At 53.2% G+C, this 15,265-nt stretch carries 15 protein-coding genes; 13 read left to right on the top strand and 2 right to left on the bottom strand.

Annotation, left to right across the window (positions count from 1 at the left end; translation table 11 throughout):
• The first annotated feature begins 63 nt into the window (after positions 1–63).
• The 6 genes from rhtA to ybiO all read left to right on the top strand — a co-directional run bounded on the left by rhtA (position 64) and on the right by ybiO (position 6,666).
• Positions 64–951, top strand: a complete 888-nt coding sequence (rhtA, locus tag QMG44_RS03190) for a threonine/homoserine exporter RhtA (protein ID WP_020884911.1) — start codon at positions 64–66, stop codon at positions 949–951.
• Between the two features lie 300 nt (positions 952–1,251).
• Positions 1,252–1,755, top strand: coding sequence for a DNA starvation/stationary phase protection protein Dps (dps, locus tag QMG44_RS03185; RefSeq protein WP_010428924.1), 504 nt, complete (start codon positions 1,252–1,254; stop codon positions 1,753–1,755).
• Between the two features lie 362 nt (positions 1,756–2,117).
• The gene (gene glnH, locus QMG44_RS03180; RefSeq protein WP_014883108.1) at positions 2,118–2,861 is read left to right on the top strand and encodes a glutamine ABC transporter substrate-binding protein GlnH; all 744 of its coding nucleotides are present in this window, start codon (positions 2,118–2,120) and stop codon (positions 2,859–2,861) included.
• 84 nt (positions 2,862–2,945) lie between these two features.
• Positions 2,946–3,605 (top strand): glutamine ABC transporter permease GlnP, encoded by a 660-nt coding sequence (gene glnP / locus QMG44_RS03175; protein WP_014169254.1) that lies wholly within the window; start codon positions 2,946–2,948, stop codon positions 3,603–3,605.
• On the top strand, positions 3,602–4,324 hold the full coding sequence (gene glnQ / locus QMG44_RS03170) for a glutamine ABC transporter ATP-binding protein GlnQ (RefSeq protein WP_086532763.1): 723 nt from the start codon (positions 3,602–3,604) through the stop codon (positions 4,322–4,324). The genes glnP and glnQ overlap by 4 nt, the downstream gene beginning before the upstream one ends.
• 131 nt (positions 4,325–4,455) lie before the next feature.
• Positions 4,456–6,666 carry a mechanosensitive channel protein gene (gene ybiO, locus QMG44_RS03165; protein ID WP_086532764.1) on the top strand — a complete coding sequence of 737 codons (2,211 nt, stop codon included), beginning with the start codon at positions 4,456–4,458 and terminating at the stop codon, positions 6,664–6,666.
• Positions 6,667–6,712: 46 nt separating this feature from the next.
• On the opposite strand, the gene rlmF is transcribed toward ybiO, so the two are convergent.
• Entirely contained in the window at positions 6,713–7,624 is a 912-nt protein-coding gene (gene rlmF, locus QMG44_RS03160) for a 23S rRNA (adenine(1618)-N(6))-methyltransferase RlmF (protein WP_047357133.1), read from the bottom strand.
• Between the two features lie 243 nt (positions 7,625–7,867).
• Here rlmF and mcbA point away from each other — a divergent pair, with 243 nt between their 5' ends.
• The 3 genes from mcbA to ybiJ all read left to right on the top strand — a co-directional run bounded on the left by mcbA (position 7,868) and on the right by ybiJ (position 9,064).
• The gene (gene mcbA, locus QMG44_RS03155) at positions 7,868–8,134 is read left to right on the top strand and encodes a DUF1471 family periplasmic protein McbA (RefSeq protein ID WP_032677729.1); all 267 of its coding nucleotides are present in this window, start codon (positions 7,868–7,870) and stop codon (positions 8,132–8,134) included.
• A gap of 117 nt (positions 8,135–8,251) precedes the next feature.
• Complete coding sequence (locus tag QMG44_RS03150; RefSeq protein ID WP_014169247.1) at positions 8,252–8,518, top strand: DksA/TraR family C4-type zinc finger protein; 267 nt, start codon at positions 8,252–8,254, stop codon at positions 8,516–8,518.
• 285 nt (positions 8,519–8,803) lie between these two features.
• Positions 8,804–9,064, top strand: a complete 261-nt coding sequence (gene ybiJ, locus QMG44_RS03145; RefSeq protein ID WP_086532765.1) for a DUF1471 family protein YbiJ — start codon at positions 8,804–8,806, stop codon at positions 9,062–9,064.
• A gap of 115 nt (positions 9,065–9,179) precedes the next feature.
• Here the strand turns inward: ybiJ and ybiB are convergent, their stop codons facing one another.
• Positions 9,180–10,142, bottom strand: coding sequence for a DNA-binding protein YbiB (gene ybiB, locus QMG44_RS03140; protein ID WP_032677728.1), 963 nt, complete (start codon positions 10,140–10,142; stop codon positions 9,180–9,182).
• A 256-nt stretch (positions 10,143–10,398) separates the two neighbouring features.
• Between ybiB and QMG44_RS03135 the strand changes: the two genes are divergently transcribed.
• The 4 genes from QMG44_RS03135 (at position 10,399) to QMG44_RS03120 (ending at position 15,260) form a co-directional block, all read left to right on the top strand.
• Complete coding sequence (locus QMG44_RS03135) at positions 10,399–10,935, top strand: fimbrial protein (protein WP_014169244.1); 537 nt, start codon at positions 10,399–10,401, stop codon at positions 10,933–10,935.
• Positions 10,936–11,003: 68 nt separating this feature from the next.
• On the top strand, positions 11,004–11,678 hold the full coding sequence (locus QMG44_RS03130) for a molecular chaperone (protein ID WP_032677726.1): 675 nt from the start codon (positions 11,004–11,006) through the stop codon (positions 11,676–11,678).
• A 26-nt stretch (positions 11,679–11,704) separates the two neighbouring features.
• Entirely contained in the window at positions 11,705–14,248 is a 2,544-nt protein-coding gene (locus tag QMG44_RS03125) for a fimbria/pilus outer membrane usher protein (protein ID WP_165764057.1), read from the top strand.
• Between the two features lie 22 nt (positions 14,249–14,270).
• A complete protein-coding gene (locus QMG44_RS03120) occupies positions 14,271–15,260 on the top strand; it encodes a fimbrial protein (protein ID WP_020884921.1) in 990 nt (329 codons plus the stop codon).
• The last annotated feature ends 5 nt before the right edge of the window (positions 15,261–15,265 follow it).

The raw sequence follows: 15,265 nt of genomic DNA, 5'->3' as shown, positions 1-15,265 counted from the left end.
TGCAGCTTATTTCCTTTACACTGCAACCTTTACTTCATTTGACATAAGTTGACAGGAGAAAGGATGCCTGGGTTATCCCGCTCGTCGTCGGTCTGGTTGCCGGTTGTCGTCATACTCATCGCCATGTTGTCCATTCAAAGCGGTGCCTCGCTGGCTAAATCCCTCTTTCCGCTGGTCGGTGCGCCTGGGGTCACGGCCCTGCGTATTGCCCTCGGAACCGCGATCCTGGTGGTGATTTTCAAACCCTGGCGTTTACGCTTTAAAAAAGAACAACGCTTACCGCTGCTTTTTTACGGGCTGTCCCTGGGAGCGATGAACTACATGTTCTATCTCTCCATCCAGACAATTCCGTTGGGGATTGCCGTGGCACTGGAGTTTACTGGCCCGCTAGCGGTAGCGCTTTTCTCGTCCCGTCGTCCCGTTGACTTTATCTGGGTAATTTTAGCCGTTCTTGGCCTGTGGTTCCTGCTGCCGCTGGGTCAGAGCGTCTCAGAGATCGATCTCACAGGCGCGGCGCTGGCTCTGGGGGCGGGTGCCTGCTGGGCTATCTATATAGTGACCGGACAGCGCGCCGGGGAAGAGCATGGCCCGGCGACGGTTGCAATCGGTTCATTAATTGCCGCTATCATCTTTGTGCCGGTGGGTATGGCTCAGGCCACCGAGTCCATCTGGCAATGGTCAGTCATGCCCATCGGGCTGGCGGTCGCCATTCTTTCCACAGCACTCCCCTACTCTTTAGAGATGATAGCCCTGACGCGCCTGCCGACGCGCATTTTCGGCACGCTGATGAGCATGGAGCCCGCGCTCGCCGCCCTGTCAGGGATGGTCTTCCTCGGGGAAACCCTGACCTTCACCCAGACGCTGGCCCTGTGTTCGATTATCGCCGCCTCAATGGGCTCAACGCTAACGATGCGCCCGGAACCTAAAGTTGAGAAAATTGACCTCAATTAGCGCCCTATATTCTGCGTGGCTTTATAGCCATGCAGAATAAAGGCCAGTTTCCCGTTTAAAATATTTTTTTACATACTTTGCACTCTTCGTGAAATATTTCCCCCGCTGTCGATAACGTTTTCCTGAATTAGGATTGATCTGCATCAATTTTAAATAATCCCTTTAATTTCATACCATTGTAAACACAACGTCCTTCTCACTATTAAACTGATAGGCAGAGCCTCCCCGCAGGGAAAAAATCCGGTGCTATACTTAATCCCGCAATTACCTGGGACACAAACATCAAGAGGATATGAGATTATGAGTACCGCTAAACTGGTGAAAACGAAAGCGTCTAATCTGCTTTATACCCGTAACGATGTATCGGATAGCGACAAAAAAGCGACCATTGAGTTGCTGAATCGCCAGGTGATCCAGTTCATCGATCTTTCGCTGATCACCAAACAGGCCCACTGGAATATGCGCGGTGCAAACTTTATTGCCGTTCATGAAATGCTGGATGGCTTCCGCACAGCACTGGTTACCCACCTCGATACCATGGCCGAACGTGCCGTACAGTTAGGCGGTGTGGCACTGGGTACCACGCAGGTGATTAACAGCAAGACGCCACTGAAAAGTTATCCGCTGGATATCCATACCGTTCAGGATCACCTGAAAGAGCTGGCAGACCGCTATGCGATAGTGGCTAATGATGTGCGTAAAGCTATCGGTGAAGCGAAAGACGAAGATACAGCCGATATCTTCACCGCCGCTTCCCGCGACCTGGACCAGTTCCTGTGGTTCATTGAGTCCAACATCGAATAATTCATAAGAATTTCCTATACAACCCTCGCCCTCCGGTGAGGGTTTTGCACATCTATGGTGCACGTTTTTGGCCTGAGACGCTGCAAAAGTGAAAAAATTGTAATAATCACCTCACACAACCGTTAACGGAAGATTGTTTTTTCGTCAGAATTTACGCTAAATAACGCTTCGTCTGTTGAGCCAAATGACGCGCACCAAAACGGTGCTCCACTTTGGTGCAATAAAAGTTCATTGCCCCGTTTTCTGTGCAATGCATGACATCATCCCCTTTGTAAAACAACAGCTTGTAAAGTTGGCACGATTTTTTCATTGTGCCACTCGTTCTCGCAGGGGATCGCCCCGTGGATATAAAAGGAAATGCTATGAAGTCTGTATTAAAAGTTTCACTGGCTGCACTTACCCTGGCTTTTGCGGTCTCTTCCCAGGCTGCCGACAAACTGGTTGTGGCGACCGACACGGCGTTCGTTCCGTTTGAATTCAAACAGGGTGATAAGTACGTTGGCTTTGATGTTGATCTGTGGGCTGCTATCGCAAAAGAACTCAAACTGGATTACACCCTGAAGCCAATGGACTTCAGCGGCATCATCCCGGCACTGCAAACGAAAAACGTTGATCTGGCCCTGGCCGGTATCACCATTACTGAAGAACGTAAAAAAGCGATCGACTTCTCTGACGGCTACTACAAAAGCGGCCTGCTGGTGATGGTGAAAGCCGATAATAATGATGTAAAAAGCGTGAAAGACCTCGACGGTAAAGTCGTCGCGGTGAAAGGCGGTACCGGTTCTGTTGATTACGCGAAAGCAAACATCAAAACCAAAGACCTGCGTCAGTTCCCGAACATCGATAACGCCTACATGGAGCTGGGTACCAACCGTGCTGACGCGGTGCTGCACGATACCCCTAACATCCTGTACTTCATCAAAACGGCGGGCAACGGCAAGTTCAAAGCCGTCGGTGATTCTCTGGAAGCCCAGCAGTACGGTATTGCGTTCCCTAAAGGCAGCGACGACCTGCGTACGAAAGTTAACGGCGCGCTGAAAACCCTGAAAGAGAACGGCACCTACAACGAAATCTATAAAAAATGGTTCGGTACCGAGCCTAAATAATAATTCTTAAAAATGACGTTCACTCGGGGGCGACCTTTCGCCCCTGCTATTTTAGAAACACGGTAACAGTAACAGGAAACTATCATGCAGTTTGACTGGAGCGCCATCTGGCCTGCCATTCCTATCTTGCTTGAAGGCGCTAAAATGACCCTGTGGATTTCGGTCCTCGGTCTGGTTGGTGGGTTGATTATCGGTCTTGTCGCCGGTTTCGCCCGCACCTACGGCGGCTGGATTGCAAACCACATCGCACTGGTTTTCATCGAAGTGATCCGCGGCACCCCAATTGTCGTTCAGGTCATGTTCATCTACTTCGCCCTGCCAATGGCTTTCACCGACCTGCGCATTGACCCGTTTAGCGCCGCTGTCGTGACCATTATGATCAACTCAGGTGCCTATATCGCGGAAATTACCCGTGGTGCGGTCCTGTCGATTCATAAAGGTTTCAGTGAAGCGGGTCTGGCGTTAGGCCTTTCTCGTCGCGAAACGATCCGCCACGTCATTCTGCCGTTGGCCCTGCGCCGCATGCTGCCACCGCTGGGGAACCAGTGGATCATCAGTATTAAGGATACGTCGCTGTTCATCGTTATCGGCGTTGCTGAGCTGACCCGTCAGGGCCAGGAGATCATTGCGGGCAACTTCCGTGCGCTGGAAATCTGGAGTGCGGTAGCCGTTGTCTACCTGATCATCACTCTGGTTCTGAGTTTCGTTCTGCGTCGTCTTGAAAGAAGGATGAAAATCCTGTGATTGAATTTAAAAACGTTTCCAAGCACTTTGGCTCAACCCAGGTGCTGCATAATATCGATCTGAATATCAAACAGGGTGAAGTGGTGGTCATTATCGGGCCATCCGGTTCCGGTAAATCGACCCTGCTGCGCTGCATCAACAAGCTGGAAGAGATCACCAGCGGCGATCTGATTGTCGATGGCCTGAAGGTGAATGACCCGAAAGTCGACGACCGTCTGATTCGTCAGGAAGCTGGCATGGTGTTCCAGCAGTTCTACCTGTTCCCGCACCTGACGGCGCTGGAAAACGTAATGTTTGGTCCACTGCGCGTACGTGGTGCCAGCAAAGCGGCGGCGGAAACGCTGGCTAAAGATCTGCTGGCTAAAGTCGGCCTCGCGGAACGTGCTCATCACTACCCTTCTGAGTTGTCCGGTGGACAGCAGCAGCGTGTGGCTATCGCCCGCGCACTGGCGGTAAAACCGAAGATGATGCTGTTCGATGAGCCAACCTCGGCGCTTGACCCGGAACTGCGTCACGAAGTGCTGAAAGTCATGCAGGATCTGGCTGAAGAAGGGATGACAATGGTCATCGTGACCCACGAAATCGGCTTTGCTGAGAAAGTGGCTTCCCGCCTGATCTTTATTGATAAGGGCCGTATCGCTGAAGACGGTAACCCACAAGCGCTGATCGCCAATCCACCGAGCCAGCGCCTGCAGGAGTTCCTGCAGCACGTCTCCTGATAGCGCTTCAGTTACGCCATTCTGAGCCGGGCATGCCCGGCTTTTTTACGCCAGATTGTTCCCAAAAATCCTCCCGCGCGCCTCGCCCTCTATACTTATCTTTTTGTTCATTATTTTCACCGGAGGATGCCGTGCCGTGGATCTTGCTGTTGCTTAGCCTGTTTTGTGCGCCATCGTTCGCCGTTTCCATCCCCGGCGTCACCACCGGCACGACCGCCACACAGCAAACGACACCGCCCCCAGAGCCGGATGTTGAACAGAAAAAAGCCGCCTACAGTGCCCTTGCCGATGTGCTTGAAAACGATACCTCCCGGCAGGAGTTAATCGGACAGTTGCGAAAAGTCGCCGCCACGCCGCCGCAGGAGCCGGTGCCGACAATTACCCCTCCGCAAGTGGAAGAACAAAAAACGGTGCTGGAAAATGTCACCGACGTGAGCCGTCACTATGGAAGCGAACTCTCCTCGCGCTTTGCCCAGCTCTATCGCAACCTGATTGGTTCGCCCCATAAACCGTTTAATCCCCATACGTTTACGACAGCCGCCACGCAGTTTTTGATGCTGGCGGGCGCTGTATTTCTGTTTTACTGGCTGGTACGCCTGTGCGCATGGCCGCTCTACCGTAAGATGGGGAAATGGGGACGCAAGAAGAACCAGCAGAAAAGCAGCTGGTTACACCTGCCGCTGATGATAGCGTCGGCGTTTATCATCGATTTACTGCTGCTTGCGCTGACGCTGTTTATGGGCCAGGTCCTGGCCGACAGGCTTAACGCCGGCAATAAAACCATCGCTTTCCAGCAGGCGCTCTTCCTCAACGCCTTTGCGCTGATCGAGTTCTTTAAGGCGCTGCTGCGTTTGATATTTTGCCCGCACGTACCGGATCTTCGTCCCTTCTCGATTCGGGATGAGAGCGCCAGATACTGGGCGCTGCGCCTCAGCGTGCTCAGTGGATTGATTGGTTACGGTCTGCTGGTTGCCGTGCCGATCATCTCCAATCAGGTCAACGTGCAGTTTGGTGCCCTGGCGAATGTGCTGATTATGATCTGCATTACCGTCTGGGCGTTGTACCTTATCTTCCATAACAAAAAGACCATTACCCAAAGCTTGCTGCATCTGGCCGATCGTTCCCTGTCGTTTTTCAGTCTCTTTATCCGCGCCTTCGCGCTGGTGTGGCACTGGCTGGCGAGCGCCTACTTTATCGTGTTGTGCTTCTTCTCGCTGTTCGACCCGGGCAACAGCCTGAAATTTATGATGGGGGCGACGTTCAAGAGCCTGGCCATCATTGGCATTGCGGCATTTGTCTCTGGCCTGCTGTCGCGCTGGCTATCGAAAACCTTCACCCTCTCGCCACAGGTGCAGCGCAGCTATCCGGAACTGCAAAAAAGGGTCAACGGCTGGATCTCGGTATCACTGAAAGTGGCGCGCATTCTCACCGTCTGCGTGGCGATTATGCTGTTGCTTAACGCATGGGGATTGTTTGACTTCTGGAACTGGCTGCACAACGGCGCGGGCGAAAAGACCGTCGATATTTTAATTCGCATCGCGTTGATCCTCTTCTTCTCTGCGGTTGGCTGGACGTTGCTGGCGAGCCTTATCGAGAACCGTCTGGTCTCCGACATTCATGGGCGTCCCCTGCCCAGCGCCCGTGCCCGCACCCTGCTGACGCTGTTTCGCAATGCGCTGGCGGTTATTATCAGCACCATTACCATCATGATTGTGCTCTCGGAAATCGGCGTGAACATCGCGCCGCTGCTGGCAGGTGCTGGCGCGCTGGGGCTGGCTATCTCCTTTGGTTCACAAACCCTGGTGAAGGATATAATCACCGGCGTCTTTATCCAGTTTGAGAACGGGATGAACACCGGGGATCTGGTCACGATTGGGCCGTTAACCGGCACGGTAGAGCGCATGTCCATTCGTTCCGTCGGCGTGCGCCAGGACACCGGGGCGTACCACATAATTCCATGGTCATCGATAACCACCTTCGCTAACTTTGTCCGAGGCATTGGCTCGGTTGTGGCCAACTACGACGTTGACCGTCATGAAGATGCAGATAAAGCGAAACAGGCGCTACGGGACGCCGTGGAAGAGATGATGGCGATGGAGGATATTCGCGGGCTGGTGATTGGAGAGCCGTCGTTTGCCGGTATTGTCGGCCTGACGAACACGGCATTTACCCTGCGCGTGTCGTTCACCACGCAGCCACTGAAACAGTGGACGGTGCGCTTTGCGCTCGACAGTATGGTGAAAAAACACTTTGACCTGGCCGCGGTGCGGATGCCGGTGCAGACCTATCAGGTATTGCCCTCACCGGCGTCCCCCACACCGCCACAGGAGCCCACCTTATAGCGTGGGGACCGGGTAACGGCGTCGCCTTACCCGGCCTGCCTGTGGGTTATTTACTGCGCTTGTTAGCATCCATAAATGACCAGGCGATAAAGCGGCTCTGCTTCTGGCCTTGCGCCATCTCTTTTTTCACCACGTTAACGGCGCCCACGTCGGTCAGTGCACGGTAGAGGGGGGGCAGGTTATCCCCACGGGATACCAGCGTCGTGAACCATTTAACCTGACGGCCAAATACTTTACTTTCCTCAATCATTCGCAGGATGAATGCCACTTCTCCCCCCTCGCACCACAGTTCCTGTTGCTGCCCCCCAAAGTTCAGCGCGGCATCTTCCGCCTGACCGAGATTGCGGCGTTTGCGCTCGCTGCCCGCACGGGCGGTGGCCGCGGAGTCATGGAACGGTGGGTTACACAGGGTGGCATCGTAGCTTTCGTTCTTGTGGATAATCCCGTTGAAGATCGATGAGGCATCTTTCTGCCGACGCAAGCGGACAGACCGGCTTAACCCAGGGTTGGCGTTGATAATCGCCTGTGCGCTGGAAAACGCCTCATTACCGATTTCACTGCCGGTAAAGCGCCAGTGATATTCATGAACGCCAATCAACGGATAAATCAGGTTCGCCCCGGTCCCGATATCAAGCACGGATGCTTGCTCAGGGATGACACCGTTGCGATCGTCTGCGAGAAGATCGGCAAGATGGTGGAGATAATCGGCCCGCCCCGGCACGGGTGGGCAGAGAAAGCCTTCCGGAATATCCCAGTGCGCCACACCGTAATAGTGTGCCAGCAGGGCTTTATTGAGCATTTTAACCGCCTGCGGATCGGCAAAGTTGACCGAAGGTTCACCGGCAGGTGTCTGCACAATGTAGTCCTGCAGCGAAGGACAGCTCTGACACAACGCATTCATGTCATAGCGGTTACGATGGCGATTTCGTGGGTGCAATCCCGGCTTTTGGGAAGTCATGGCTTTCTCCTTTAAACAGCGGCGTAAGATACCCTTTGCAGGCTCAACGGTAAATATTTCTCTGCGACGCTCAAAAACCCGTCATAAATCAAACACCTTTATGTCTATGATCTGTCAGTAAAACGTCAGTTTATATCGTTCAAAAAATAAGCAGATCATCATCAAATTTTTGCGCTAAATCACACTCGCCAGGCTTCTAAACTTAAAGGGAATCACCTGTTGTTTCCTCATGAGGATGTGATTATGAAAAAATACCTGACCCTTGTTGTTCTCGCGGGTGCACTGGCTACCGCGTCATTCTCTGCCATGGCGGTACAGTCATTGACCGACAATACAGATACCAGCCAGCTCAAGCCTGCGGGCACCGTCTCGGTAAGCCGCGCAAGTAACCTTGACGATCTCCAGAATAAACTCGCCGAAAAAGCCCGCCAGGAAGGGGCTAAAGGTTTCGTGGTTAACGCCGCGGGCGGGGATAACCATATGTATGGCACGGCGACCATTTATAAATAAGGTCTCTTTCTATAAACAAACTGCATCTGCCTGACAGATGCAGTTCCTCTCTGCCTTGACTGCACGTTTTTTCACCCCATAGTAAAAACAGGGCTTAACAGATCCCAGGAGTAAACCATGGCTTCCGGTTGGGCGAATGATGACGCCGTTAACGAACAAATCAACAGTACAATTGAAGATGCGGTTGCGCGCGCTCGCGGTGAAATTCCGCGCGGTGAAAGTCTCTATGAATGTGAAGAGTGCGGAGAAGTGATCCCGGAAGCGCGGCGCAAAGCCATACCGGGCGTACGGTTATGCATCGCCTGCCAGCAGGAGAAAGATTCGAAAAATAGCGCACACTCAGGATATAATCGCAGAGGATCGAAAGACAGCCAGCTACGTTGACTTTCCTTTACCGAAGTTAACGGCGCAAGCGGTTACCTTTACGCTCACGGTTTTTTGCGAACCGCGTAGCAAAATGTGCCCTTCTCGTCGCGTCTGTAAAGCGCAGCTACAAGAAGTGTAAAGTCGTCCTCTGAATTTATTAATATTCAATAAGTTATTTGTCATTCAATTTTTTTGATCAACCACGTCAATTCTCTTCGATTTTCTCTCGCATAAAAAAACGTGATACTTATCACATCGACGGAACATCGTCCCCTTAACAGAATCACCTGCGAGAGATTAATTATGAAAACCATCAAACATGCTGTTGCTGCTGTTGCCCTGTCCGCTCTGTCTTTCGGCGCTTTTGCTGCAGAACCTGTGTCTCCATCTCAGGCGCAGAGCATGAACAAACTCGGCGTGGTAAGTGCTGAAGGCGCGACCACTCTGGACGGTCTGGAAGCGAAACTGGCTGAGAAAGCTGCTGCTGCCGGTGCAAGCGGATACACCATCACCTCCGCGAACACCAATAACAAACTGAGCGGTACTGCGGTTATCTATAAGTAATTGACTGAATGCTCCACCCTCGCCATACCCTCTGGTGAGCTGCTCCAACCCTCATTGACCCTGTTGTTGTTACCCTTGCTTGCCCGTCCGCCACTGGACGGGCTTTTTTTTGGGCTTAAAACGTCTTCCCGACGCGTTCCATCCCTGCCTCTACGGATTCAACTTCACCGGTCGCCAGCAGGCAACAGGCCATCTGCAACTTGATCGCGTGCGGTACCGGAACCTTTCCGGCCAGGCACTGCTCAATCCAGTGGGCGGTGGTATGCGGATCTTTTGCGTCAGGCAGGATCGCGTCGGAACGCTCTTCCCCTCGCTCGAGAATGGCGCGCGTGCCAGCGGAATCAATCAGCATCATCTGTGGGCAGCGCTGCGGGTTAGCATACACCTCGCCTTCCGTGCCGTGCATCAACAAGGCCCTGCCGCCTATGTCTTCAAAGAATTTCCCCACGCGCGTCACGTACTCCGGGTGAGAGACGCTGGAAAGACGCAGCGCCGCGTCTTCGCCAAACGGCGTAGCCAGTTTCGCCAGCGTATGCGCGCTGTTACGCACGCCCATGCGCCAGCGCATATCAAGCTGCTTCTCCAGCGGGGGGCAGAGTGCTCCGACAGGGATATAAACCGGCTGATGGCCATCAAGCTTCGCCTGTGCCTGGCCGGCATGCCGTGTGGGTTCGATACCCAGCATGCCGAAAATCGTTTCGGTCAGCACGCGGGTTGGATCTTCGCTTACGCCATGCACCACCACCGGGAAGCCCAGCTTGTGCAATAAAATAGCGAGCAGCGGCGTCAGGTTGGCCTGCTTGCGTGCCCCGTTGTAGCTCGGGATCACAATCGGCATCGGTTTTGCCACTGGCGCGTTTAAGCGCAGGGTCTGCGCCTGCATTGCTTCGTAGAAGCCACGCATCTCCGCTTCGCCTTCTCCTTTGATACGCAGCGCTATCAGGATACCGCCCATTTCAAGGTCGGGTACGTCACCGTTGAGCATATGCGTATAGAGCGCACGAGCGGTTTCATGGTCCAGATCGCGGGCATGATTTTTCCCTCGTCCTACCTCTTTGATAATTTTGCGATAATCCACGACATCTCTCCTGACAGCTTCATCTTGTTAACAATATAGCCCTGAAGAACGTCTGGCCGTTAGTGTTTTTGAACCGGATCATCCTTCTGTTTTTATGACGAAAAAAGAAACTCAAGCACTATTTCAATTATTTGTGATTGCCGTTGAAGATTCTTACCCCACCCGTTTCTGATTAAATAACCAACGGAAAATCATTTAAGGTCAACGGTGAAAACGTCCAGGCAACGTTCTCACCAGAAACATACCAGGATTTGTTATGAACAAGGTTGCTATAGGTTTATTTATCGCCGCAACGGCAGGATGTTCTGCATCCGCATTTGCGGCAACAAACGGTGAAGGTCAGATTAACTTCACCGGTGAAATTATTGATTCTGCTTGTCAGGTAGTGAACGGGTTAAGTAATCCATTAAATGTTCAGTTAGGCAAAGTGTCTAAAACGGTATTTACCGGGGCTGGATCTACCAGCACATTAACCAAGTTTGATATTCAATTAAAGAATTGCCCGGAGACCGTGACTTCCGCCGCCATTAACTTCGGCGGCACGCCGGATCCGGATAACAACACTACGCTGGCATTAACGCCGGATGTAGATGCTGCAACAGGTGTCGCTATTCAGCTGGTGGACGCGTCTGAGCAACCGGTGAGTCTGTATACGCCCTCTCAGCAATATCCGTTAGCCTCCGGTACGGCGGTCAATAACCTGGAGTTTGGAGCCCGTTATATTCAGACCCAGGCTGCAATCACCGCAGGCCTGGCAAACGCCGTGTCGACCTTCACCGTTATTTATAACTGATATTATCCATCCTGAGATATTAGCTCTGTTCTGAGAGTTAATATCTCTTCTTTTATTGAGATACCTTTATGCGCCACGGTTATTTACTGAGTGCTCTTTTACTGGTAGCCGCCACTTCCCATGCCGGTGTCGTTATTAATGGCACACGCCTGGTCTATCAGGGCGATAAAAAGGAGTCGTCTCTGGGTCTTTCAAACCCAGATGCCACGGATTATCTGGTACAGTCCTGGGTTGATTCTGGCGGTAAAAACCCGGCTAAAGCCCCCTTCCTGATCACCCCACCGCTGTTTCGTCTCGATGCGAAAGAGGATAACGTCCTGCGTGTCGTGCGCACCGGCGGGAATTTGCCCGAGGATCGTGAATCTCTCTACTGGCTTAATATCAAAGCTATTCCCTCGTCAAAGCACGTCGAAGGGGTAAATACCCTGCAGATTGCCATTAATACACGCATTAAATTGTTGTATCGCCCGTCAGCAATAACAGGCAAACCCGAGGCTGTGGCGGACAAGCTTCAGTGGCATCGTGAAGGTCACGACCTGGTTGTGAATAATCCGACGCCTTTCTATATGAATTTCCAGACGGTGATGCTTAACGGCCATAAAGTGGATAAAGCCACCTGGGCAGTCCCCAAAACGGAAACGCACTTTGCCTTACCCGATAATGCCAGCGGGTCGACCGTCACCTACTCCATTATTACTGATTACGGCAGCATCAGTCAGACCTGGTCGGCATCCGTTCATTAACACCCACTCAGGCTATTAATATCATCATGTACAGCCATAAAAAGCCGTTCATCCATCGCCTTTCTTCAATGCTGGTCATTTTATGTGGCCTGGCACTGGCGATCTTTGCGCAGCAGGTTATGGCTGATGATTATTTCAACCCGGCATTACTGGATATTGATAATCCTCAACAGGGGAAAACCGACCTGTCTGTTTATGAAAAAGGACCGGGACAAGCCCCCGGGAAATATCAGGTCAACATTTTCATCAACAATAATAAAATTGATACCCGTGATGTCACGTTCAAATTAATAAAAGACGCTCAGGGCAATCATTCTCTTCAACCCTGCTTTAGCCTGGATGAGCTAAAAAACCTTGGGATCAAAACCCGGCAGTATCCCGCGCTGATGGCTAAAGGCCAGTGCGCCGATATAAGCGCCATTCCCGCGGCATCCGCAACGTTTCAGGTTCGTCATCAGCAACTGTTGCTCAGTATTCCACAAACGGCGCTGGGCCAGGTCCCGCGCGGGTATATCGACCCGAAAACGTTCGACGAAGGGATCACCGCAGGTCTGCTGAACTACAGCGCCACCGCCAGCCAGAGCCATGCCCGTGTACAGGGAGAGCAGGATAACAGCAGCCAGTACGTTAACCTGCGCCCGGGTCTCAATGTGGGGGCCTGGCGCATACGCAATTATTCCACGTGGAATCGCAGTACAACGGGCAACGAGGAAGAGCACAGGTTCTCCTCCGTCTACACCTATGCTCAACGCGATATCGTGGCGATGAAAAGCGATATGACCGTCGGGCAAAGCACCTCCCCGTCGGACGTTTTCGATAGCGTGCCCTATACCGGGGTTGAGCTGAAATCCGATACCGACATGCTCCCGGACAGTGAAAAAGGCTATGCGCCGATTATTCGCGGCACTGCCCACAGCAATGCGCTGGTGATGGTTCGTCAGAACGGTTACGTCATTTATCAGAACACGGTCGCACCCGGTGCGTTTGAAATTAACGATCTCTATCCCACCGGCAGCAGCGGCGATCTGCAGGTCACCGTGAAAGAGACCGACGGCAGCGAAAGTCACTTTGTCGTGCCCTACGCCTCGGTCCCGGTACTGCAGCGTGAAAAGAATCTCCGCTACAGCGTGACTGCCGGGCGTTACCGGTCTTACGACAAAGACGTCGAACAAACCCCGTTTGCCGAGGGCAGCGCCATCTACGGCATGCCATTGGGTTTCACCGCCTACGGTGGTGCGCAGCAGAGTCGCCATTATCAGTCCCGGGCGCTGGGCGTCGGGAAAAACCTGGGCGATTTGGGTGCCTTCTCCCTTGATGTCACCCGCGCCAAAGCGCTGCTGAAAAAGCAGCAGGCCAGCAAAGGCCGCTCCTGGCGCGTTCGCTACAGCAAAGATTTTGTCGCCTCGGGCACTCACTTCTCCCTGGCCGGCTATCGCTACAACAGCAAAGGGTTTTACACCCTGGAAGACACGATGGAGTCTTACACCCGTTCAGATGACGGGTCTGCGCCGCAGCAGCGACGTGCCCGTACGGAAGCCACCGTCGACCAGACGCTGCCCGCGGGCTGGGGCTCTGTCACCCTGAGCCTGGTCAAAGAGACCTACTGGAGCCAGAGCCAGGATATGACCTCCATGAGCGTCAGCTACAACAACAGCTGGCACGGCGTCAGCTACAGCCTGAGCTACAGCATGAACAAAAACACCCAGGACAGCGATGCGAACGGTGACGATGTGATGAACGACAACCAGTTCTCGTTAAACGTCTCCGTTCCACTGGATCGCTGGATGCATAACACCTGGGCCACCTACAACCTCAACAACACCAAAGACGGTACGACGCAGAACATCGGCCTTAACGGTACCGCGCTGAAGGGAGACAACCTGAACTGGAATATTCAGGAGGGGCTGAGCAGCACCGGTAGCGGAAACTCCACCAGCATGAACGCCGATTATAAAGCGACCTATGGCGAAGTGAGCGGCGGGGTAAGCCAGGATAAATATCAGCAAACCGTAAACGTCGGGCTGCAGGGTGGCGCGATCGTGCACGCCAACGGGATAACCCTGAGCCAGCCGCTCGGAGAGACCATTGCGCTGGTGAAAGCACCGGGAACACATGGTGCCCATATCGCCAATCAGACGGGCGTTGAGACCGACTTCCGCGGCTATACCGTCGTGCCGTTTGTTACCCCTTATCGCCACAATACCATTGCGCTGGATACCGAAACCCTGCCCGACGAGGCCGACGTGACGCACGCAGCGTACGTTGTTACCCCGACACGCGGGGCCGTGGTGCGCGCCAGCTTTAATACCCGCGTGGGCAGCCGCGTGCTGATGACGCTGACGCACAACGGTAAACCGCTGCCCTTCGGTGCGACGGTAACAACGGAGGATAAGGACAGCGAATTTATTGTCGGCAATGACGGCCAGACCTATCTCTCCGGCCTGCCAAAGCAAGGGCATCTCGCCGTCACCTGGGGACAGGATGCGAGCGAGCACTGCGAGGCCGACTACGTCCTTACGGATGAGACAGAGAAAACCAACATCCTTAACGCTGCTGCGCAGTGCCACTGATTCACCGTTCAGGCAAACCATTATGCAAATGATTAAACAGTGCTTTTTCTTCCTGGTCCTGGGAACCGCTGCGTTATTTATGCCACATGCTAACGCGCTCTGTACCTCATCCGACCTGCCAAAACAGATTAATGTGGCCTCCGTATCCGTCTCGAGCACGTTGCCGGTAGGTGCCACCATTCCGGGCACCGAACAGACCGTTCACGTGGCGGGCAACTGCTATAACCCTTCTGACTTCGGGCTTCCGATTGTTGCGTGCTATTACGGCGCAGGTCTGGAGATCCCCGGTCTTTCTGGGGTGTATGAATCAGGGCTGGAAGGAATTGGCGTAGCGCTGATGAATGACAAAGGCCAGCGAATTACCGGTGCCGGGGGAATTTACTGTAATTCAAGCGGCACGCCGCTGGGCTATGTCTCCAACGACATTTCTGAGTCCTTTAACTTTAATGTCACACTGGAACTGGTGAAAACGAGCAATACGGTCAAATCAGGTTCGCTTTCTCAGGCGGAGTCTAAATTTGGCGTCGGGGTTTATCAGCATGAAGGCATCAGCGATCCCAATACGATTTCCTATGCGGGCAATGTGAATCTCGAAACGGTTACCTGCTCTGTCCTGCCCAAAAATCTCACCGTGAATCTGGGCGATTTTCCCGTCAGTGATTTTATCAGTATCGGGTTGCTATCCAGCCCTGCACAAAACTTTGACGTCACGATTAATTGCGACAGCACCGTCCAGCCTGAGCTAAAGGTGACCAGCGCAAACGGCTACGAAACGGCATTCGAAGGGGTGATCAAATTGACTCAGCAGAACGGCATGGCAACCGGCGTGGGCGTGAGAATGCTCTTTGATGACCATCTCGCCACCTTTGACACCTATGTCAGCACCCGAAGCCAGGCCATCGCCAACGAAACCCTGCGAATACCGTTCGAGGTTCGTTACGAACAGGTCAGCAACGTGGTGACACCGGGGCCGGCCAATACCGTGGCGACGATCACTCTGGCTTATAAGTGACCAAC

It is taken from the genome of Enterobacter sp. 200527-13 (genome assembly GCF_027924865.1).
Lineage (GTDB): Bacteria > Pseudomonadota > Gammaproteobacteria > Enterobacterales > Enterobacteriaceae > Enterobacter > Enterobacter ludwigii.
The sequence above is the reverse complement of the archived record's forward strand: the minus strand, read 5'-3'. Positions and strand labels throughout refer to the sequence as shown.

Excerpts from the sequence above, each read along its gene's own strand:
- rhtA (WP_020884911.1), top strand. The coding sequence starts at position 64 with ATGCCTGGGTTATCCCGCTCGTCGTCGGTCTGGTTGCCGGTTGTCGTC.
- dps (WP_010428924.1), top strand. The coding sequence starts at position 1,252 with ATGAGTACCGCTAAACTGGTGAAAACGAAAGCGTCTAATCTGCTTTAT.
- glnH (WP_014883108.1), top strand. The coding sequence starts at position 2,118 with ATGAAGTCTGTATTAAAAGTTTCACTGGCTGCACTTACCCTGGCTTTT.
- glnP (WP_014169254.1), top strand. The coding sequence starts at position 2,946 with ATGCAGTTTGACTGGAGCGCCATCTGGCCTGCCATTCCTATCTTGCTT.
- rlmF (WP_047357133.1), bottom strand. The coding sequence starts at position 7,624 with ATGACTTCCCAAAAGCCGGGATTGCACCCACGAAATCGCCATCGTAAC.
- mcbA (WP_032677729.1), top strand. The coding sequence starts at position 7,868 with ATGAAAAAATACCTGACCCTTGTTGTTCTCGCGGGTGCACTGGCTACC.
- QMG44_RS03150 (WP_014169247.1), top strand. The coding sequence starts at position 8,252 with ATGGCTTCCGGTTGGGCGAATGATGACGCCGTTAACGAACAAATCAAC.
- ybiJ (WP_086532765.1), top strand. The coding sequence starts at position 8,804 with ATGAAAACCATCAAACATGCTGTTGCTGCTGTTGCCCTGTCCGCTCTG.
- QMG44_RS03135 (WP_014169244.1), top strand. The coding sequence starts at position 10,399 with ATGAACAAGGTTGCTATAGGTTTATTTATCGCCGCAACGGCAGGATGT.
- QMG44_RS03130 (WP_032677726.1), top strand. The coding sequence starts at position 11,004 with ATGCGCCACGGTTATTTACTGAGTGCTCTTTTACTGGTAGCCGCCACT.
- QMG44_RS03125 (WP_165764057.1), top strand. The coding sequence starts at position 11,705 with ATGTACAGCCATAAAAAGCCGTTCATCCATCGCCTTTCTTCAATGCTG.
- QMG44_RS03120 (WP_020884921.1), top strand. The coding sequence starts at position 14,271 with ATGCAAATGATTAAACAGTGCTTTTTCTTCCTGGTCCTGGGAACCGCT.